Origin of the sequence: Polynucleobacter sp. MWH-Spelu-300-X4, from assembly GCF_018687515.1 — a bacterium.
Taxonomy (GTDB): Bacteria; Pseudomonadota; Gammaproteobacteria; order Burkholderiales; family Burkholderiaceae; genus Polynucleobacter.
Genome location: NZ_CP061294.1, coordinates 719,532 through 740,671 on the forward strand (window position 1 = coordinate 719,532; position 21,140 = coordinate 740,671).

21 protein-coding genes are annotated in these 21,140 nt (G+C 43.2%); 14 read left to right on the forward strand and 7 right to left on the reverse strand.

Going from position 1 to position 21,140, the window contains the following annotated elements:
- Positions 1-96: 96 nt before the first annotated feature.
- Positions 97-561: a peroxiredoxin gene (locus ICV01_RS03755; protein WP_215288755.1), complete on the reverse strand. Its 465-nt coding sequence runs from the start codon at positions 559-561 to the stop codon at positions 97-99.
- Positions 562-636: 75 nt separating this feature from the next.
- On the reverse strand, positions 637-1,011 hold the full coding sequence (locus tag ICV01_RS03760; protein WP_215288757.1) for an Mth938-like domain-containing protein: 375 nt from the start codon (positions 1,009-1,011) through the stop codon (positions 637-639).
- A 90-nt stretch (positions 1,012-1,101) separates the two neighbouring features.
- Here ICV01_RS03760 and ICV01_RS03765 point away from each other — a divergent pair, with 90 nt between their 5' ends.
- The 7 genes from ICV01_RS03765 to moaE are packed head-to-tail and all read left to right on the forward strand — an operon-like array spanning position 1,102 to position 7,710.
- Positions 1,102-2,331 (forward strand): pyridoxal phosphate-dependent aminotransferase, encoded by a 1,230-nt coding sequence (locus ICV01_RS03765; protein WP_215288759.1) that lies wholly within the window; start codon positions 1,102-1,104, stop codon positions 2,329-2,331.
- A gap of 53 nt (positions 2,332-2,384) precedes the next feature.
- Positions 2,385-3,695 carry a homoserine dehydrogenase gene (locus ICV01_RS03770; protein WP_215288761.1) on the forward strand — a complete coding sequence of 437 codons (1,311 nt, stop codon included), beginning with the start codon at positions 2,385-2,387 and terminating at the stop codon, positions 3,693-3,695.
- A 7-nt stretch (positions 3,696-3,702) separates the two neighbouring features.
- Positions 3,703-5,148: a threonine synthase gene (thrC, locus tag ICV01_RS03775; protein WP_215288763.1), complete on the forward strand. Its 1,446-nt coding sequence runs from the start codon at positions 3,703-3,705 to the stop codon at positions 5,146-5,148.
- A 7-nt stretch (positions 5,149-5,155) separates the two neighbouring features.
- Positions 5,156-5,719, forward strand: a complete 564-nt coding sequence (gene mobB, locus ICV01_RS03780) for a molybdopterin-guanine dinucleotide biosynthesis protein B (RefSeq protein ID WP_215288765.1) — start codon at positions 5,156-5,158, stop codon at positions 5,717-5,719.
- A gap of 53 nt (positions 5,720-5,772) precedes the next feature.
- Positions 5,773-6,987, forward strand: coding sequence for a gephyrin-like molybdotransferase Glp (gene glp, locus ICV01_RS03785; protein WP_215289122.1), 1,215 nt, complete (start codon positions 5,773-5,775; stop codon positions 6,985-6,987).
- Positions 6,988-6,996: 9 nt separating this feature from the next.
- A complete protein-coding gene (gene moaD / locus ICV01_RS03790) occupies positions 6,997-7,254 on the forward strand; it encodes a molybdopterin converting factor subunit 1 (RefSeq protein WP_215288767.1) in 258 nt (85 codons plus the stop codon).
- Between the two features lie 6 nt (positions 7,255-7,260).
- The gene (gene moaE / locus ICV01_RS03795; RefSeq protein ID WP_215288769.1) at positions 7,261-7,710 is read left to right on the forward strand and encodes a molybdopterin synthase catalytic subunit MoaE; all 450 of its coding nucleotides are present in this window, start codon (positions 7,261-7,263) and stop codon (positions 7,708-7,710) included.
- A 5-nt stretch (positions 7,711-7,715) separates the two neighbouring features.
- Here the strand turns inward: moaE and dinG are convergent, their stop codons facing one another.
- Entirely contained in the window at positions 7,716-9,812 is a 2,097-nt protein-coding gene (gene dinG / locus ICV01_RS03800) for an ATP-dependent DNA helicase DinG (RefSeq protein ID WP_215288770.1), read from the reverse strand.
- Positions 9,809-10,048: a GIY-YIG nuclease family protein gene (locus ICV01_RS03805; RefSeq protein WP_215288772.1), complete on the reverse strand. Its 240-nt coding sequence runs from the start codon at positions 10,046-10,048 to the stop codon at positions 9,809-9,811. The genes dinG and ICV01_RS03805 overlap by 4 nt, the downstream gene beginning before the upstream one ends.
- 96 nt (positions 10,049-10,144) lie before the next feature.
- On the opposite strand from ICV01_RS03805, the gene clpB reads away from it, so the two are divergent.
- The 7 genes from clpB (at position 10,145) to ICV01_RS03840 (ending at position 17,642) form a co-directional block, all read left to right on the forward strand.
- Entirely contained in the window at positions 10,145-12,739 is a 2,595-nt protein-coding gene (gene clpB / locus ICV01_RS03810) for an ATP-dependent chaperone ClpB (RefSeq protein WP_215288774.1), read from the forward strand.
- A 50-nt stretch (positions 12,740-12,789) separates the two neighbouring features.
- The gene (locus ICV01_RS03815; RefSeq protein ID WP_215288776.1) at positions 12,790-13,986 is read left to right on the forward strand and encodes an MFS transporter; all 1,197 of its coding nucleotides are present in this window, start codon (positions 12,790-12,792) and stop codon (positions 13,984-13,986) included.
- A 42-nt stretch (positions 13,987-14,028) separates the two neighbouring features.
- Positions 14,029-14,523 carry a ribonuclease E activity regulator RraA gene (rraA, locus tag ICV01_RS03820; RefSeq protein ID WP_215288778.1) on the forward strand — a complete coding sequence of 165 codons (495 nt, stop codon included), beginning with the start codon at positions 14,029-14,031 and terminating at the stop codon, positions 14,521-14,523.
- A gap of 232 nt (positions 14,524-14,755) precedes the next feature.
- Positions 14,756-16,054: an isocitrate lyase gene (aceA, locus tag ICV01_RS03825; RefSeq protein WP_215288780.1), complete on the forward strand. Its 1,299-nt coding sequence runs from the start codon at positions 14,756-14,758 to the stop codon at positions 16,052-16,054.
- 85 nt (positions 16,055-16,139) lie between these two features.
- Positions 16,140-16,568, forward strand: coding sequence for an HIT family protein (locus ICV01_RS03830; protein ID WP_215288782.1), 429 nt, complete (start codon positions 16,140-16,142; stop codon positions 16,566-16,568).
- A gap of 7 nt (positions 16,569-16,575) precedes the next feature.
- On the forward strand, positions 16,576-17,214 hold the full coding sequence (gene nth, locus ICV01_RS03835; protein WP_215288784.1) for an endonuclease III: 639 nt from the start codon (positions 16,576-16,578) through the stop codon (positions 17,212-17,214).
- The gene (locus ICV01_RS03840; protein WP_215288786.1) at positions 17,211-17,642 is read left to right on the forward strand and encodes a DUF1841 family protein; all 432 of its coding nucleotides are present in this window, start codon (positions 17,211-17,213) and stop codon (positions 17,640-17,642) included. Before nth ends, ICV01_RS03840 begins: the two co-directional genes overlap by 4 nt.
- A gap of 9 nt (positions 17,643-17,651) precedes the next feature.
- Here the strand turns inward: ICV01_RS03840 and rsxB are convergent, their stop codons facing one another.
- From rsxB to ICV01_RS03855, 3 genes are all read right to left on the reverse strand, one after another.
- Positions 17,652-18,359 (reverse strand): electron transport complex subunit RsxB, encoded by a 708-nt coding sequence (gene rsxB, locus ICV01_RS03845; RefSeq protein ID WP_215288788.1) that lies wholly within the window; start codon positions 18,357-18,359, stop codon positions 17,652-17,654.
- Positions 18,352-19,725: a polyhydroxyalkanoate depolymerase gene (phaZ, locus tag ICV01_RS03850; RefSeq protein WP_215288790.1), complete on the reverse strand. Its 1,374-nt coding sequence runs from the start codon at positions 19,723-19,725 to the stop codon at positions 18,352-18,354. Before phaZ ends, rsxB begins: the two co-directional genes overlap by 8 nt.
- A gap of 171 nt (positions 19,726-19,896) precedes the next feature.
- Positions 19,897-21,093, reverse strand: a complete 1,197-nt coding sequence (locus tag ICV01_RS03855; RefSeq protein ID WP_215288792.1) for an amino acid aminotransferase — start codon at positions 21,091-21,093, stop codon at positions 19,897-19,899.
- Positions 21,094-21,140 lie beyond the last annotated feature (47 nt).

The window sequence follows — 21,140 nt, forward strand, 5'->3', positions numbered from 1 at the left end:
GAAAAAACCGCCTACCTGGTGGGGCGGCGGTTATTGAGGTAAATGTAATATTTAGCATCTAGGTGATAAGTTATCCTAATTTTTATGACAATGCAATCATAAAGATTGGGCAGCCTTTAAAACTTCTTGAACATGCCCTGGAATCTTCAATCCTCTCCATTCATGGCGAAGGACGCCTTCTTCATCAATGAGGAAGGTACTGCGTTCAATCCCGCGAACTTGCTTGCCATACATATTTTTCATTTTCATCACATTGAACATCTGGCAAAGGACTTCTTCTGTATCCGCTGCTAGTTCAAAAGGAAGCTCTAATTTGCCTTTGAAATTATCGTGTGATTTGAGTGTGTCTCGAGAGATTCCAACAACGAGGGTATTGGCTTGAGTAAACGCATCGATGGTATCTCTAAACTCCATGGATTCGACGGTGCATCCAGGTGTTGAATCTTTAGGGTAGAAATACATAACCAATTTTCGACCCTTACAAGCGGTTGGGTTAAATACAAGGCCACTTGTGGCTGGGATTTCGAAATAGGGAATTGGTTTGCCTAAAACAACACTCATGGAATCTCCGAAAGTAAATTTTTGTTATCAGTTCTATTTATATCAGACTTATAAGAAAGAATGCTTTTTTAGCGCTTATTTCTCGATAATTAGGGCAGCCAGGACGTTTCTACCCTCTGCCATTAGAACGTTGTAGGTTCGGCAGGCGGCTTGTAAATCCATGGTTTCAATGCCTATTTTTGCTTGAATCAAGGGTGCAATTAGTTCTGGTTTGGGGAATTTAATCTTTTTTCCGCTGCCTAAGATAACCAAAGCTGGTTTTTTATCGGCAATTTCTTGGAAATTAGCCGGTTTTAGTTCTTCAAACGAGGCGCAACCCCAATCTAAAACAGGCCCTTCAGGCATTAGCAGGAGGGAAGACTCATATCTAACAGCATTAATTTCGATGAAATTAACCCCATAAGCTGATACGGTATTTAAGGTTGGTTGGTTATCCGCTTGTAGTTTCACGTAGGATTGGCCTCAGGCTCTGTCATAATTACAAAATTATAGATAAATTAAGACTTTATAGTGTTCTTATAAGACTTTAAGTGGATAGCTGTGAAAGAAATTAAAAAATCCTCCAAATTAAATAATGTTTGCTACGACATTCGTGGGCCTGTGCTTGAGCTCGCGCAGAAAATGGAGGAAGAAGGCCAAAAAATAATTAAGCTCAATATTGGTAATGTGGGCGTGTTTGGTTTTGATCCTCCTGAAGAAATTCAGTTGGACATGATTCGTAATTTGGCGAACGCTGCAGCTTATTCAGATTCAAAAGGTATTTTCGCTGCACGCAAAGCCGTGATGCACTATTGCCAAGAAAAAGGTATCCAAGGTGTTGGTCTTGATGACATCTATATGGGTAACGGGGTATCAGAGTTAATTGTTTTAACAATGAATGCATTGTTAAACCCAGGTGATGAGGTGTTGGTTCCTGCCCCAGACTACCCATTGTGGACCGCAGCGATTAGTTTATCGACAGGTACACCTAAACATTATTTATGTGATGAATCAAAAGGCTGGTCACCAGATATGGCTGATATTAGAGCGAAGATTACGCCTAATACAAAAGCGATTGTGGTGATTAATCCTAATAACCCAACAGGTGCTTTATATAGCGATGAAGTTCTTAAGGAAATCATCGAGATTGCGCGTGAGCATCGCTTGGTTATTTTTGCTGACGAGATTTATGACAAGACATTATTTGATGGCGTGAAGCACACCTCGATAGCTTCTTTATCAACGGATGTTTTGACGGTAACTTTTAATGGTTTATCTAAGAACTACCGTTCTTGTGGCTATCGTTCTGGCTGGATGGTGGTTTCAGGGGATAAGAGTCAAGCAAAAGATTACATCGAAGGTTTGAATATGTTGTCCTCAATGCGTCTATGCGCGAATGTGCCTGGGCAATATGCTGTTCAAACAGCCTTGGGCGGATATCAAAGTATTGATGATTTGGTGGCTGATGGTGGTCGTTTGCGTCGTCAGCGTGACCTTGCTTGGGAGTTGGTTACGAAGATCCCGGGAGTGACTTGCGTTAAGCCTAAGGCTGCGTTGTATTTATTCCCTAAGTTGGATCCTGAAATGTATCCAATTAAAAATGATCAAGAGTTCATTGCTGATTTATTGCGTGAAGAGAAGGTTCTTTTGGTGCAGGGTAGTGGCTTTAATTGGCCTAAGCCAGATCACTTTAGGATTGTTTTCTTGCCGCATGAGGATACTTTGCGCGAGGCCATTGGCCGCTTAGCTAAATTCTTGGAGCGTTATCGCGCCAAGCATGGCAAAAAATAATTAACAAAATAACTATTTCCATTTAATTCACATTTATAAGTAAGAGCATTTTCATGAAACCTATTCAAGTTGGTCTTTTAGGCATCGGTACTGTTGGTGGTGGTGTATTTACTGTTTTAGATCGTAATCAAGAAGAGATTACGCGCCGTGCTGGGCGTGGTATTCGCATTCATACCGTCGCTGATTTGGATACTAAGCGTGCTGAAGAATTGGTAAAGGGTCGCGCCAAGGTGGTGAATGATGCTAAGTTGGTTGTGAATGACCCAGAGATTGATGTAGTTATTGAACTCATTGGTGGTTACGGAATTGCTAAAGAATTAGTGCTGGCTGCGATTAATGCTGGTAAGCATGTAGTGACAGCTAATAAAGCGTTATTAGCTGTTCATGGCAATGAAATTTTTGCCGCTGCTCAAGCTAAAGGTGTAACAGTTGCTTTTGAGGCTGCCGTGGCTGGTGGTATTCCTATTATTAAAGCGTTGCGTGAAGGCTTAACGGCTAATCGTATTGAGTGGATTGCCGGCATCATCAATGGCACAACCAATTTTATTTTGTCTGAGATGCGTGACAAAGGTTTAGATTTTGATGTGGTGCTAAAAGAAGCTCAGCGCTTAGGCTATGCTGAAGCAGATCCAACATTTGATATTGAAGGTATTGATGCTGCCCATAAGGCAACGATCATGAGCGCAATTGCATTTGGTATTCCAATGCAATTTGATAAGGCTTATGTGGAGGGTATTACAAAGCTATCAGCAGTGGATATTCGTTATGCTGAGCAATTGGGCTACCGTATTAAGTTGTTGGGCATCACTAAGAAAACAGCTGATGGCGTTGAGTTGCGCGTTCACCCAACATTGATTCCGGCAAAGCGCTTGATTGCGAATGTGGAAGGTGCCATGAATGCGGTTCAAGTTCAAGGTGATGCGGTTGGCACAACTTTGTATTACGGTAAGGGTGCTGGTGCTGAACCAACTGCTTCCGCTGTTATTGCTGATTTGGTGGATGTGAGCCGTTTGATGTCCGCTGATCCAGAGCATCGTGTGCCTCATTTGGCATTCCAACCAGGTTCGGTAGTCAATACGACTATTATGCCAATGGGTGAGGTGACAACTAGCTATTACTTGCGTTTGCGTGTAGCTGATGTGGCTGGTGTGTTGGCAGATATCACTCGTGTGCTAGCTGATAATGGCATTTCTATTGATGCTATGTTGCAGCGTGAAGCTAGTGATGGTGAGAATCAAACTGATTTAATCATGTTGACTCATGAAACTAAGGAAAAAAATATTTTGGCAGCTATTGCTAAGATTGAAGGCCTTAAGACGGTTGAAGGTTCTGTGACAAAAATTCGTTTAGAAAACTTAAGCTAATTAAATAATGCGTTACATATCAACTCGCGGACATAACGCGAATCAAAGTTTTTCAGAAATCCTTTTGGGTGGCTTGGCTGCTGATGGTGGCTTATTTTTGCCAGCGGAGTATCCGCAAATTACCAAGAAGCAGTTGGATGCTTGGCGCGGTCTTTCATATGCAGATTTGGCATTTGAAATACTTAGTTTGTATTGTGATGATATTCCTGCTGATGATTTAAGAGCTCTTATTAAAAAGACTTATACAGCGCAGGTGTATTGCAATGGTCGATCTGGTGATCGTGCGGAAGACATTACGCCGATTCATTGGCTAGGTGATGAAAAGGGTGCTCGTTTAGGTTTATTAAGTTTATCTAATGGACCAACTTTGGCATTTAAAGATATGGCCATGCAGTTGATTGGCAATCTTTTTGAATATGCTTTGAGTAAAAAAGGTCAAGAGCTAAATATTTTGGGGGCAACATCTGGTGATACAGGTAGTGCTGCAGAGTACGCGATGCGTGGCAAAAAGGGTGTGCGCGTATTTATGTTGTCCCCTAAGGGCAAGATGAGTCCATTCCAGGTTGCTCAGATGTATTCATTGCAAGATGAAAATATTTTCAATATTGCTATTGAAGGTGTTTTTGATGATGCTCAAGATATTGTGAAAGCGGTTAGTAATGATCATGCTTATAAAGAAAAGCATAAGATCGGTACTGTGAACTCGATTAACTGGGCGCGTGTGGTGGCTCAGGTGGTTTATTACTTCCAGGGTTATTTGTTAGCAACGAAAAATAGCGAAGAAAAAGTTTCTTTCTGTGTGCCTTCTGGGAATTTTGGCAATGTATGTGCAGGGCATATTGCACGCATGATGGGCTTGCCTATCGAAAAATTAGTGGTGGCCACTAATGAAAATGATGTATTGGATGAGTTCTTTAAGACAGGCGTTTATAGAGCGCGCAAATCAGCGGAAACATTCCACACAACCAGCCCATCGATGGACATTTCTAAGGCAAGTAACTTTGAGCGCTTTGTCTATGATTTGGTTGGCCGTGACGCTGCTCGTACAGCAGGTATGTTTAAAGATGTTGATGCTAAAGGTGGTTTTGATTTATCAAAAGATCCTGTGTATCAGGACATTCAAAAGTATGGGTTTGTCTCTGGCAAGAGCACGCACGCTAATCGCTTAGAAACAATTAGAGATGTGCATGCCAAATACAGCGTATTGATTGATACGCATACAGCAGATGGCGTTAAGGTGGCTCGTGAGAATCTTGAGGCGGATATTCCTATGTTGGTATTGGAGACTGCATTGCCTATTAAATTTGCTGAAACAATTGAAGAGGCGATTGGTCGCGCCCCAGATCGCCCAGCATCATTTGTAGGTATTGAGGATAAGCCTCAGCGTGTCACAGTCATGGCTGCTGATGTGAATCAAGTAAAAGATTTTTTAGCTCAACACACCGGTCTTTAATTAGGCAATGAGTTCAGTTGATATACCAACAAAGCCAGCCATTATTGGCTTTGTTGCGTATTCGGGAACTGGTAAGACAACACTCATTGAAAAATTGATTACTTATTTAGCGGAGAAAAAATACAAAATCTCCGTTATTAAACATACTCACCATCGTTTTGATGTAGATCGTCCTGGTAAGGATTCGTATCGTCATCGAGAGGCGGGGGCGGGTGAGGTCTTGTTAGTTTCTGATCAGCGCTGGGTGTTAATGCATGAGCAAGAAACTATTCAAGAAATGAGCATCGAAGAGCAGTTAAGCAAATTGGCGCCATGCGATTTGGTGTTTCTAGAGGGCTTTAAAGCCTCGCCAGTACCTAAAATTGAGCTGTGGCGCGCTGATCATGAAGAATGCGCCAAGAACTCCTTGAAAGCGCACACGGACCCTTATATTCAGGCGGTAGCTTATCCAGGTGGTGTGAAAGCAGTTAATAAGCCAGTATTAGATAAAGATCTACCAGTTTTGAATCTTGATAATTTAGAAGAGATGGCAAACTTTATTCTTCTGACAAGCGGCATTCAAATAAAGTAGATCGCATATTTTTTATGACCGCCACTCAATTATCTTCACAGCAACGACCCGCCATGAAAACGGCAGCAGAGGCTTTGTCTCTGATTTTGAGTCAAGTAAGCTCGACTCCTGTTGTCGAGATGGTCGATACGCAACATGCTTTAGGTCGAGTATTGGCTGAAGATTTATTAAGTCAGGTAGATGTTCCGCCTGCAGATAACACGCAAATGGATGGTTATGCTGTACGGACCGCTGATGTAAAAGCTGTTGGAACAATCTTAAAAGTGGCCCAGCGTATTCCGGCTGGACATGTAGGGACTTTATTGGAGTCTGGTACTGCAGCAAGAATATTCACAGGCGCAAACATTCCGCCTGGGGCTGATGCGGTTGTGATGCAAGAGCTTTCTGAATTGCAGGGTGATCAAGTAACTATTCTTGAGATGCCACAAAAAGGCCAATGGATTCGTATTCAAGGCGAAGATTTGACGGCGGGTTTGCCAGCATTAAAGCAAGGTACTTTATTGCGCCCGCAAGAATTAGGCGTGGCAGCGTCTGCTGGGTATGCGCAACTTCCAGTTTTTAGAAAAATTAAAGTAGCTACTTTTTTTACTGGTGATGAATTAACCATGCCTGGTCAGCCACTAAAGCCTGGCAGCATTTACAACTCTAATAGAGATACTTTATTGGGTTGTATTCGTGCGATGGGTTGCGAGGCGACAGACTTGGGCATTGTTCCCGATACATTGGAGGCAACGCGGGCTGCATTAAGGCAGGCAGCAGTTGATCATGATTTAGTGATTACTTCTGGTGGCGTATCGGTTGGTGAAGAAGATCATATGAAGCCTGCCGTTACAGCAGAAGGACATTTGGATATGTGGCAAATTGCTATTAAGCCTGGTAAGCCTTTGGCTTTCGGTACGATTAATCAGGCCACAGGTAAAAGTAATCAGCAAACTTTCTTTATGGGGTTGCCAGGTAATCCTGTGGCGAGCTATGTGACTTTTTTGTTATTTGCTAGACCGTTTATTGCGGCTTTGCAAGGGCGAGGCTTGGTAAAAACACCAGAGATGCAAGTGCGCGCTGATTTTGATTGGCCTAAAGCAGATCGTCGTAATGAATTTTTGCGTGTGCGCTTAAATGATCAGGGTGGTTTAGATTTATTCCCTAATCAAGGCTCCGGAGTCTTGACCAGCGCTTCTTGGGCTGATGGTTTGGTGGATAACCCACCCAACCAAACTATTAAGAGTGGGGATGTGGTGAAATATCTGCCATTTTCCGGAATGCTTTAAGCTAGCGTTATGAGAGTTAAGGTTAAATTTTTTGCTTCATTGCGCGAGGTTTTAAAAACCTCGGAAGAGCTTATTGATTTACCTCACGATATCAAGACAGTTGGGCAATTACGCCAGTACCTGACTAATCGTGGTGTTCCGTGGGCAGAAGCACTGGCAGAAGGTAGGGCGGTGAGATCAGCTATCAATCATCATATGGTTGAATTGGATGCTTTGTTAGTTGATGGCGCTGAAGTAGCTTTTTTCCCTCCAGTGACAGGGGGGTAAATCAATATGCCTGTGCATATTCAAACGGAAGATTTTGATCTTTCTACTGAGATCAAAAAATTAAGATCTGGGGATGCTCGCGTAGGGGCAGTAGCAGCTTTTGTTGGAACTGTTCGTGAACAAAATGATGGTGCGAAAGTGTCGGCTATGACGCTAGAGCACTATCCAGGAATGACAGAAAAGTCTCTGGAAGAGATTATTCAAAAAGCCAAAGCTCGTTGGGATATTTTTGATGTTTTGATTATTCACCGAGTGGGCCCTTTGCATATTGAAGATCAAATTGTTTTAGTGGCAGTAACTAGTGCGCATCGTGAAGAAGCTTTTGCCGCTTGCGAGTATGTGATGGATTATTTGAAAACCTTAGCGCCATTCTGGAAAAAAGAAGATACAGCAGATGGTTCTAGATGGGTGGATGCAAGATTAAGCGATGATGAAGCGCTTAAAAAGTGGAATTAATACTCTTACATTAATTTCTTGAAAGGCGGCAAGCCCGCGATAAGTTTTTTGCCATAGGGTTTTGTTTTTAAGCGTTTATCTAAAACAATAATCTTGGCTGTATCTGTTTCGGTTCTAATACCTCGACCTACCCATTGTTGTAGTTTAAGAGCGACTGCTGGCACACTGATTTCATAAAAAGGGTTGCCCTGATTTTTTTCTAACCATTCTGATTTAGCTTCTTCAACTGGAGAGTCGGGTGGTGCGAATGGCAGTTTGGTAATGACCACCACTTCGCATAATTTTCCTGGTAAATCTAAGCCTTCACCAAAACTTTGCATACCAAATAAAATGCTCCTATGGCCATTGCTAATGCGCTGCTCATGGGATGCTAGAAGTTTGCTGCGCGGAAGATCCCCTTGCATGAAGACATCTTGAAGGAATTCGTTCGGAAGGTTGTCGTGAACTTCCTTCATTTGTTTTTTAGAGGTAAACAATACCAAGGCACCATGTTTTAAATCCGTTAGTTCTCTAGGAATGGCTTCGGCAAGTTCTGATGTGTGTCCTGATGCATTCGCGCTAGGGCATTGCTCCATGTCAGGTACTGAAAATGTACCCTGTTTTTCGTAATCAAACGGTGATTGCGCTTCAAATGTACTTGTCTTGGGAAACCAGTTAAGGCCTGTTTGACGCAGAAAATACTGGAAGTCACCCATGGTTCTTAAGGTGGCAGATGTCAAAACGGCGGCTGAGCTGGTTGACCAAAGTGCTTGAGCTAAATTGTGGGCTGCACTGATGGGAGATGCGTGAAGTCTGAAATCGAAACTTGTTCCCAAGTCTTGCCATTCAACCCATTTGGCAATAGGCGGATCTGTCTCAGTTTGCATTAAATGCCAAGTGTTCGATAAATTTTCTGTTTTAGATTGATAGCTACCAATTTCTAAAATGGCTGGGCTAAAAGAATCTTTGTCGATACTGTTGTTTCTTTGATCGTTGAGTTGTTGCAGTATTTTTCCAACACGATTATTAAGACCAATGGCAAGTGGACTTAAGGTTTCCGCGTAGCTTGTGAACTCCTCTGAGAGACGGCCGTGTGAGAAACGTTGGATGGGTGCATCATGGGTTACAAAGTTGCTCAACCTCAGTGAATTAATCATTTGTTTGGTGTGCATGATTAAATCTTCGACATGCTCATGAATTTCTTCTACGGTTTTGCCATTGGAGTCTGGTAGTAATGCATCCGCGCGTAACACGGCTGCCATGATTTTCTCTAACCAACGGGTGCTGGCAATCAGTCCGACAGAAGAAGCGAAGTGTTTGATGCCCACGGAGGGTAAATTGTGAGCTTCGTCAAAGATGTAAAGCGTTTCACTTGGGTCTGGCAGTATTTTTGAGCCTGAGGCGATGGTAGATATGACTAAATCATGATTGGCAACAATAATGTCAGCCTTGACCAAGTCACGTCTTGCGTTGAAATAAGGGCAAACATTAAAGCGTTGACAGTGTCTGCCAAGGCAAGAGCTACGTTCAGCCGCAATGCGTGACCACATGCCATCTGTGATTTCTGGAGGGGCGGAATCTTTCTCACCATTCCAAGAGCCATCATTGAGATTAGCTAGAGCGTCTGAGAATTTATCTTTATCTTGTTCTTTCGGTGGGCCATCCCAATTGGCATCTTCAAATAGAGCTGATTGCTTAGCTTTGCCGCTAATTTGTTCTAACCTAATATTGCATACATATCGGCCACGGCCTTTGGCTAACCCGTAATTAAATTCTATCGGAGAGATTCCAGCTAGGTTAGGTAAGTCTTTTTGAATCAGTTGTTCTTGGAGTGCAACGGTTCCTGTGCTGATGATGACGCGTCGTCCTAGGAGCTTGCTAAATACAATCGCTGGAATTAAGTAGCCTAGCGTCTTGCCTACGCCTGTTTTTCCTTCGATGACTAGAATATTGTCGCCATTTCTTTCATCTTTGAGCTCTTTTGCTAGGCTTAGCGTCTGGCAAATTTGGTCGAACATTTCTTCTTGGCCAATTCGGGTCTTAAATCCTGGCCATTGGCTTTTAACAACGCTATAAATATCTTCAACTTGGCGTTGAATGTCCTTAAGTTCTACTTGGCTCACTGAAAGAACCCTAATTTTAGAGCTTTAGGAAGTTTTTTGACTGCTATTTCCGCTTTGCTGGCCGCAGAACGGTCCAAAAATGCCTTTTGGGCAAGTAGGGTCACCGGAGTTCGTCCTCGGGTGTATTTGGCGCCTAGGCCTTCGTTATGGGCTTTGATACGGTTCTCCAGGTCGTTGGTGATGCCAGCGTAGTAGCTTCCATCAGAACATTCCAAGAGATATAAACACCAAGACATGTGCTAATGATAAAGCCAGCAATATATTTGATCTAAATCACTTGAAATTTACCTATTCATAGCCATATGCTGTTCATTGAATAGAGGAGAATTGTCTTGAGATTAGATAAATTAACCAGCAAATTCCAGGAAGCTTTGGGCGATGCCCAAAGCTTGGCTTTGAACGCAGATAATCGGTATATTGAGTCTGAACATTTATTGTTGGCCATGCTCCAGCAGTCCGATAGCACGGCTAAGTCTTTAATTAATAGAACGGGTGGCAATGCCGCAGCTTTGGAGAAAGCTGTTCAAGGTTTGGTATCTAAATTACCCCAAGTACAAGGTACAGGGGGAGATGTGCAGATTGGCCGATCTTTGTCTGCGCACCTTAACTTAACGGAAAAAGAAGCAACTAAGCGCGGTGATGATTTTATTGCCGGCGAGTTGTTTTTATTGGTATTGACTGATGATAAGGGTGAGTTAGGTAAAGCTCTTAAGTCAGTGGGGGTTACTCGTAAAACTTTAGAAGCTGCGATTGAGGCAGTGCGTGGAGGTCAGTCTGTGAATAGTGCGGATGCAGAAAATCAGCGCGAGGCGCTTAAAAAATATACGCTTGATTTAACCGAGCGTGCTCGTTTGGGTAAATTAGATCCGGTGATTGGTCGTGATGATGAGATTCGTCGCGCCATTCAGATTTTGCAACGCCGTACTAAAAATAACCCAGTTTTAATTGGTGAGCCTGGTGTTGGTAAGACTGCAATTGTTGAGGGTTTGGCTCAACGCATTGTGGATGGCGAAGTTCCTGAAACACTTAAAAATAAACGCGTATTGGTATTGGATATGGCCTTGCTATTGGCGGGTGCTAAGTATCGTGGCGAATTTGAAGAGCGTTTGAAAGCTGTTTTAACGGATGTGGCCAAGGATGAAGGGCAAACCATTGTGTTCATCGATGAGATTCATACGATGGTTGGTGCAGGTAAAGCAGATGGCGCGATGGATGCTGGCAATATGTTGAAGCCTGCTTTGGCTCGTGGTGAGCTGCATTGTATTGGTGCTACTACATTAGATGAATATCGCAAATATATTGAAAAAGATGCGGCGCTAGAACGTCGTTTCCAAAAAGTGATGGTGGGTGAGCCTAGTGTTGAAGACACGATTGCTATTCTGCGAGGTCTTCAAGAGAAGTATGAGCTGCACCATGGTGTTGAGATTACGGATCCAGCGATTGTTGCTGCCGCTGAGTTGTCGCATCGTTACATCACAGATCGCTTCTTACCAGATAAAGCTATTGATTTGATTGATGAAGCCGCGTCACGTATCAGAATGGAAATTGATTCGAAGCCTGAAGTGATGGATAAGTTAGATCGTCGTTTGATCCAGCTAAAGATTGAACGTGAGGCAGTTAAAAAAGAAAAGGATGAGGCCTCTCAGAAGCGTCTTGGCTTAATTGAAGAAGAAATTAAGCGCTTGGGTAAGGAGTATGCAGATTTAGAAGAAGTTTGGAAATCTGAGAAAGGTGCTGCTCAAGGTACTGCATCTATTAAAGAAGAGATCGATAAAGTTAAGTCTGAAATCGCCAAGCTTCAACGTGAAGGTAAATTGGAGAAAGTAGCTGAGTTGCAGTATGGCAAATTGCCCGAGTTGGAAGGTAAATTGAAATCTGCTGCTGTCGCCGAGGAAAAAGGCGCGGCGCAGAAAAATAAGTTATTGCGCACGCAAGTGGGTGCAGAAGAAATCGCAGAGGTGGTTTCTCGTGCCACGGGTATTCCTGTATCGAAGATGATGCAAGGTGAGCGCGATAAGTTATTGCAAATGGAAAATTATTTGCATCAACGCGTAGTCGGTCAAGAAGAGGCGATTAGCGCTGTTTCAGATGCGATTCGCCGTTCACGGGCCGGTTTGTCTGATGAAGGTAAACCTTATGGTTCATTCCTGTTCTTGGGGCCAACAGGTGTTGGTAAGACTGAGCTATGCAAAGCGCTTGCTGAATTCCTATTTGATAGTGATGAACATTTGATTCGTGTGGATATGAGCGAGTTCATGGAAAAACACAGTGTGGCTCGTTTAATTGGCGCGCCTCCAGGTTATGTTGGCTATGAAGAGGGTGGTTATTTAACGGAATTAGTGCGCCGTAAACCATATAGCGTGATTTTGTTGGATGAAGTGGAAAAGGCTCATCCCGATGTATTCAATGTGCTATTGCAAGTGCTTGATGATGGTCGCATGACCGATGGCCAAGGTCGCACAGTTGATTTTAAAAATACAGTGATTGTGATGACCAGCAATTTAGGTTCACATAAAATTCAGTCGATGAGTGGTAAGTCTCAAGATAAGCTGAAAGAGGCTGTGATGGAAGAAGTAAAAGGCCATTTCCGCCCAGAGTTTTTGAATCGTATTGATGAGATGGTGGTCTTTCATGGCTTGGATCAAAAGAATATTGCATCGATTGCTAAGATTCAGTTGCAACGTTTGACCGATCGTTTGGCGAAGATGGATATGGTTCTTGAGGTGAGTGATGCAGCCTTAACAAAGGTAGCAGAAGCTGGCTACGATCCGGTATTTGGTGCTAGACCACTTAAGAGAGCTATCCAACAATATATTGAAAACCCTGTGGCTAGATTGATCCTAGAAGGCAAGTTTGCGCCGAAAGATATTGTGCCTGTGGATGTCGATAAAAAAGGGAACTTTATTTTTGACAGGGTTGTTCACTAAGCTTGAGTGAGCCTTCAGCGTAATCGCTGAAGTAGTAGTAAGATTGGCCGATGACTATACGCAAAGACGCAGAAGTTATCGGCCTCATCAGCTTGGCCCATAGCTCATCACATTTTTATCAGCTAATCCTAGCCCCTTTATTTCCATGGTTAAAAGTTGAGTTTGGTTTAAGTTACGCAGAACTTGGTTTTTTGATGACGATATTTTTCGTTATCTCTACCTTAACTCAGGCGGCGGCGGGGTTTTGGGTTGATCATTCAGGGCCATTGAAGGTGCTATTTTTTGGCATTATTTCTTTGTGTGCCTCAGCTATTATTTTGTCTGTTTCAAATGGCTACTTGATTTTAATTTTGGGCTCTGCTTTGGCAGGGCTTGGAAATGGGGTATTCCATCCTGCTGACTATACGTTGATTAATAGACGTGTAAGTCCTGCGCGTGTGCCACATGCTTATTCTATGCATGGCATTTCAGGAGCTTTAGGGTGGTCAGCCGCGCCTGCGTTTCTTGTGGCGATGACTTCTTTATATGGTTGGCGTTCTGCTTTATTGGGCGCAGCTATTTTGATTGCTCTTATATTCGTATTACTTCTAATCAGAAGAGATGTGCTTTTAGGCTCTGCTGAAGATCGCGCTCAAGAGAAGTTAAATAAAAAAGATCAGTCACCATTTTCAGTTGCATTCTTAAAACTTCCGGCAGTTTGGTTATGTTGGGGATTTTTCTTTTTGACATCTGTATCTTTAGCGGGGGTTCAAAGTTTCGCTTCATCTGCGCTAAAGGTTTTGTATGACTTACCTCTTGCTTTGTCCACGACTGCTTATTCAACTTATATGTTGGCTAGTGCTGGCGGCATGTTTGTGGGTGGTTTTATTGCTGCTAAAGCTAAGTTTCCTGAGCGCGTGATTATTGCTGCATTCATTTTTGCTGCGAGCATTTCCATCTTGATTTCTTTGGCTTGGTTATCTGGCGGCACCATCATGACTTTATTTACTTTGATGGGTTTCTGCGTGGGTATCGCTGGACCATCAAGAGATCTTATGATTCGTCAGGCAACTCCTAAAGAGGCATCTGGTCGAGTATTTGGAATTGTTTATTCCGGGCTTGATTTAGGTTTGGCACTTGGTCCGATTATGTTTGGTATGTTGATGGATTGGCACTATGAGTCATTGGTATTTGTGGTGATTGCATCATTCTTGTTAGCTGCTTTGTTCACGACAAACTATGTGGTAGCTAGTAAGCCAGCAACTTAAATTCATAAGCTCTAAAAACACTTAAGCACTAAAGGAATCACCATGAAGTTTGCTACGACCGATATTTGTGATGCGCATGAAGATTTGATTGTTAAAGGTGAATTGCGCGTAGCGACACCTATTTTTAAGTCTTATGGTGCTTTGACCCAATTTCATGGCTCGGCTGTTACTTTAAAAGTGTTTGAAGATAACACTTGGGTGAGAACTTTATTAGATGAACCAGGGCAGGGCCGTGTATTGGTCATTGATGGTGGGGGTTCACTGCGTTGCGCTTTGGTTGGAGGTAACTTGGGCGTATTGGCTGAGAAAAACGGTTGGGCTGGTATTTGGGTAAACGGTTGCGTACGCGATACAGCCGAACTCGTTCAGTCTAAGGTGGGTATCGCTGCAATCGCCATTCATCCTCAGAAAAGCGTGAAACGTAACGTCGGTGAGCGAGATCTCGTTATTAGCATGGCGGGTATTGCGGTCAAACCGGGCGATATGATTTATGCCGATCAAGACGGCATTTTGGTATCAGATAAGCCATTAATTTAAGTATTTTCTGTCATGCTGCATTGCATTGCGGCTTATGAATTAGTTCACCATAATGTGAAATATTATAATTAACCAATTGATTTTATTGGTTATTATTAAATTTATTGGCCAAAATATTTGCTTGCATTCTGTTTCGTAAATACATACACTCTTATATAAGACACAAGACCTGAGTTTTCAAATTGAAACAGTACTTGTTAATGAATTTTTAGTTTTTTATATGGAGAGTGATATGTCAACACGTCAACAAGAAATCGATGCATTGCAAAAAGACTGGGATACCAACCCACGTTGGAAAGGTATTAAGCGCGGCTATACAGCTGCTGACGTAGTTAGACTACGCGGTTCTTTCCCAATTGAACATACTTTGGCACGTCGTGGCGCAGAGAAGCTATGGGGCTTGGTTAATAATGAACCGTACGTTAACTGCTTAGGCGCGTTAACAGGTGGTCAAGCTATGCAGCAAGTTAAAGCAGGCGTGAAAGCTATTTATTTATCAGGTTGGCAAGTTGCAGCTGATAACAATACATATTCTTCTATGTATCCTGATCAATCTTTGTATCCAGTAGATTCAGTACCTAAAGTGGTTGAGCGTATCAACAATACATTCCGTCGTGCTGATGAAATTCAATACTCAAAAGGTATTGAAAAAGGTGATAAAGGTTATATCGATTGTTTCGCACCAATCGTGGCTGATGCTGAAGCAGGTTTCGGTGGCGTATTAAATGCGTTTGAACTAATGAAGTCTATGATCAAGGCTGGTGCTGCTGGCGTTCACTGGGAAGACCAATTAGCTTCTGTTAAGAAGTGCGGTCACATGGGCGGTAAAGTACTAGTTCCAACGCAAGAAGCTTGTCAAAAGCTAATCGCAGCCCGTATGGCAGCTGACGTTTGTGGCGTTCCAACATTAGTGATTGCTCGTACAGATGCAGAAGCAGCTGACTTATTAACATCTGATTATGATGAAAATGACAAGCCATTCTTGACTGGTGAGCGTACTGCAGAAGGTTTCTATAAGACTAAGAAGGGTCTTGATCAAGCGATTTCACGTGCGATTGCCTATGCTGATTACGCTGATTTGGTATGGTGTGAGACTGGTACGCCTGATCTTGAATTTGCTCGTAAATTTGCTGAAGCCGTTCACGCTAAGCACCCAGGCAAGATGTTGGCATACAACTGCTCACCATCATTTAACTGGAAGAAAAACTTGGATGATGCAACGATTGCTAAATTCCAGCGTGAGCTTGGCGCTATGGGTTACAAATATCAGTTCATCACTTTGGCTGGTATTCACTCTATGTGGTACAACATGTTTGACTTGGCTCAAGACTATGTTGCACGTGGTATGTCAGCTTATGTTGAGAAAGTTCAAGAGCCTGAGTTCGCAGCTCGTGACCGTGGTTACACATTCGTGTCTCACCAACAAGAGGTTGGAACAGGTTACTTTGATGATGTAACAACTGTGATTCAAGGTGGCGCATCATCTGTAACAGCATTGACTGGTTCTACAGAAGAAGAGCAGTTCCACTAAGCAAGTTATAGCTTGGGTGCATCACGCCTAAGTTAATGAGCCCGGCCAAAAGCCGGGCTTTTTGTTTTTGAGGGAAAATAACGCTATGAATACAAATTGCCCTTTATGTAGCACTGATGGTGGAGAGCTCATTTGGAAAAATGAAGCGATGCGCGTTATCTTGGCGGCTGAACCCGAGTATCCCGGCTTTTGCCGAGTTATTTGGAATAATCATGTGTCTGAAATGACGGGGCTTGCGATTGCCGATCGTTCAAGATTGATGCAGACAGTGATGAAGGTAGAGCAGGCGATTATCGAAGTTATGCAGCCAGATAAGGTGAATTTAGCTGCCTTGGGTAATATGGTGCCACACCTGCATTGGCATGTAATTCCTAGATATGAAGAAGATCTCGCTTTTCCGGGCTCCGTTTGGTCTGCGCCTCAAAGAGATCGTGATGAGCAGCATGTAGCGCAACAATTGGCAAAAGTGCCTGCGCTTAAAAAGAAAATACAAGATATGTTGGGCGCGAATTAAATTGGCGATGAATCCTGAAAAACGGCGCGCATTTTTTGAGGCGCTCAAGAGTAATAACCCTCATCCTACAACCGAGTTGGAATACTCAACACCATTTGAGTTGCTAGCTGCAGTTTTGTTATCTGCTCAAGCAACAGATGTTTCAGTTAATAAGGGAACGAGACGTTTATATCCCATCGCTAATACGCCTGAAAAAATTTATGCTTTGGGTGAAGAGGGATTAATTCCTTATATCCAGCATATTGGTTTATATAAAACCAAAGCCAAACATTTAATTGAAACTTGTCGTTTGTTAATTGAGCGACATGGTAGTCAAGTTCCTGAAGATAGAGATGCCTTGGAGGCGCTACCTGGTGTGGGTAGGAAAACAGCCAATGTTATTTTAAATACAGCATTTGGTCATCCAACAATGGCAGTTGATACCCATATTTTTAGAGTGTCTAATCGCACGGGCTTGGCTCCTGGTAAAGATGTATTGGCTGTTGAGATGGCATTGTTAAAACGTGTGCCAAAAGAATATTTGATCGATGCGCACCATTGGTTAATTTTGCATGGTCGTTACACTTGCAAAGCTAGGAAACCTGATTGCGCCAAGTGTATTGTTGAACCTTTATGTGCGTTTAAAGAAAAGAATTTTTCAGAATGAGTTTATTTAATCCAAGCCGAGAGGAAGTGCGTCAGTTTTTTTGTGAAGCATGGGCTAAGCATCAGAATGCTGGTGTATTAACACCTATGGAATCAATCGCGGCTCGCTGGATGGTGGAGCATCCTGAGTACCATTCAATACTGAATCATCTCGAAGACGCTCAATCTCAAGATTACACACCAGAGAAAGGTGAGACAAATCCTTTCTTGCATTTATCCATGCACATGTCTATTAGTGAACAGGTGCAGATTGATCAGCCTCCAGGTATTCGTGATGTTAGCCGTCAGCTTATGACGAAGCTAGATTCAGAACATGAGGCTCAGCATCGCATCATGGAGTGTTTAGGTGAGGTGCTTTGGACCGCGCAACGTCAAGGTACGCCACCTGACATGCAAGCTTATGTTGAGTTAATTAAGCACTTGCTTTAATTGATAGTCTTAATCGTTGGGTTCTTCTGATTCCAACTTTTGAGTTTGTTGTTTTTCTCTTGCTCTAGCCATTGCTGCTGCAATGATGGCTTTCTTTCGTTCTATTTCTAATTTCTCGGCATCGCTTTGAGCGTTATCAATGTCCAAGGCTTTTAATTTCTTCTCAGCTTTAGCTGCTAAGCGTTTATCGTTATCTGCTTCTTCACGAAGCAAACGGACGTTTCTACTGTTGTAACGTTGACGAGATAAATCAGCGGCTTCTTGACTCCATGCAGCCCAACCAGTTTCTTTCGTCACTGGAATCATCGTGATGCAATCTACAGGGCAGGGGGGGATGCAAAGGTCGCAACCGGTACACCAGTCATTTAAAACCACGTGCATTTGCTTAGACGCGCCAACAATGGCATCAACAGGGCAAGCTTGAATACATAAAGTACAGCCAATGCAGGCTTTGGGATCAATAAAGGCAACTGCACGGGTGCGTTCTTCCCCATTGTCCGGATTAATCGGAATAATGGGTTTATTTAAAATTTTGCTTAAGCGGGCAACACCTTCTGCGCCACCTGGTGGGCATTGATTGTGGCTAGCCTCACCATGAGCCATAGCTTTAGCGTAGGCTTGGCAATCAGGATAGCCACACTTGGTGCATTGCGTTTGAGGTAATGCATCGTATAGACGGTCAAACAGGTCATTAGGACCGTCTATCGATTTAGGCATGCTTTTTAGCCGTAGCTCTTTTAGCAGCAGGTTTTTTACTTGCTACTTTAGTGGCCACTTTTTTTACGCTAGCTTTCTTGGTAATAGCTTGAGCTCTTGCAGTCGCTGAACCAGACGAGCCTTTTGCAGCATGTTTACGAATAAATGCGCTAATTTCTGGGTAAACCATTTCGCGCCAACGACGGCCAGAGAAAATGCCGTAGTGACCAGCACCTTTTGCTTCGTAGTGATGCTTTTTGTTTTCAGGAATATTTTTGCAAAGGCCGTGAGCTGCGCGAGTTTGACCGCTGCCGGAAATATCATCAAGTTCGCCTTCTACAGTTAGAAGGGCAGTGCCTGTGATGTCTTGTGGCTTGACTAACTTGCCTCCAACATTCCATTTACCTGTTGGTAAGGAGAAGTCTTGGAATACAGTCTTGATTGTTTCTAGGTAATACGCTGCATCCATATCTAGAACAGCGTTGTATTCATCATAGAACTCAATGTGAGCTTGTGAATCACCTTTGTCACCACGCACCAAATCTTGGAAATAATCCCAGTGTGATTGCAAATGGCGATCTGGGTTCATGGCAACGAAACCAGCATGTTGTAAGAAGCCTGGATAAACGCGGCGACCAGCACCAGCATGAGGAGGCGGTACTGTGTAAATCACATTATTTTCAAACCACTCAAATGATTTATTTGTGGCAGTTGAGTTGACCATCGTTGGGCTCTTGCGCGCATCAATAGGGCCACCCATCATCGTCATGGTTCTTGGTGTTACTTCGCCATTGGATGCCATTAACGATACAGCTGCCAATACTGGAACTGTTGGTTGGCAAACAGACACCAAGTTCAAATCTTTTGCGCCAATAGCGCGAATGAAGTCTTGCACATAATGTACATAGTCATCTAAATGGAATGTGCCATCCTCAAGAGGGACTAAGCGTGCATCTACCCAATCAGTGATATAGACCTTATGGTCTTGCAATAGGGTGCGAACTGTATCGCGTAATAGCGTTGAATGATGACCTGATAAAGGCGCCACAATCAAAACAACAGGGTCTTGCTTTAATTTTTTAATCGTAGCCGCATCATCGGAAAAGCGTTTGAAGCGTACAAGCTTGCAAAATGGCTTATTGACGATTGTAAATTCATTGATAGCGACTGTTTTGCCATGAGCAACGACATTCTTGATGCCAAACTCTGGCTTTTCATACTCTTTGCCTAGGCGATAGAGCAATTCATATCCAGCGGCAATACGTGTGGCGGCTGGCAATAAAGATAATGGGTTAGTTGGGTTAACAAAGGTTTTAGCTGTAGCTTGAGCCCAAGCCGTTAAGGGTTGTAAAAGGGCTTTTTGAAACTCTTGATATTGATACAGCATTGAATAATCTCCCGAAATCTAAAAAGGCTCTTAAAACAAACTTAAGAACACGTGTACCCAGAGGTACTTTTTACACTATGTTGAGATTATCCTCAAAAATTAAGATTTGTGCAATGCAACATTATGGTGCGCGAAGCCCCATAATGTTGATTAACTAATTGAATTTATTGATTAAATTACTGATGAAATGGCTTTGGCAACGACGTCAATATTCTTGCTATTGAGTGCTGCCACGCAGATACGGCCTGTAGATACTGCATAAATGCCAAACTCGGTTTTTAAGCGTTCTACTTGGTCTGCGCTAAGGCCAGAGTAGGAGAACATGCCTCTCTGAGCGTTAACGAAGCCAAAATCACGTTTAGCACCTGCTTCAGCTAGTTTTGTGACAAGCGTGTTACGCATTAATTTGATGCGGTCTCTCATCTCACCAAGTTCTTGTTCCCACATGGCACGTAATTCAGGGCTATTAAGAACGGTGGCTACAACAGCGCCACCATGAGTAGCTGGGTTCGAGTAGTTCGTGCGAATAACACGTTTTAACTGAGACATCACGCGAGTTGCTTCATCTTTGTTTTCAGTAACAATCGATAAGGCTCCTACGCGCTCACCGTAGAGTGAGAATGATTTAGAGAATGAGCTGGAAACAAAGAACGATAAACCTGATTCTGAGAAAAGACGAACCGCTGCACCATCTTGCTCAATGCCTTCAGCAAAACCTTGATATGCCATATCCAAGAACGGGATCAAATCTTTAGCTTTGCAAATTTCAACCACTTTTTTCCATTGATCAATGGAAAGGTCGGCGCCAGTTGGATTGTGGCAACAAGCATGTAATACAACCGTTGTTTTGGCTGGTAGGGCTTCTAAAGACTTCACCATGCCGTCGAAATTCACGCCACGTGTATTCGGGTCGTAGTAGGTGTAGTTCACAACAGGGAAACCTGCGGCTTCGAAAAGGGCGCGATGGTTTTCCCAACTTGGGTCACTAATAGCTACGGTGCCCTGTGGGACTAAGCGCTTAATAAAGTCAGCGCCAATTTTTAAAGCCCCAGTGCCACCCACAGCTTGAGCAGTAACTACTCGACCGGCTGCTAAAAGGGCAGAATCTTTGCCAAATAGTAAATTTTGTACGCCTTGGTTATACGCGGCGATACCTTCGATGGCTAGGTAGCCACGTGGCGATGGTTTTTCCATCATGGACTTCTCTGCGGCCTGTACGGCACGTAGCAACGGAATCTTTCCGTCATCAGTGAAATAGACGCCAACACCAAGGTTTACTTTGGTTGTACGGCTATCAGCGTTATAGGCTTCGTTAAGGCCAAGGATAGGATCGCGGGGTGCAAGTTCAACGTTTGAAAAGAGGCTCATAGTATGAAAAATGTTAGAAAGTCTAAGCAAGCCTAGAATGATAGCCG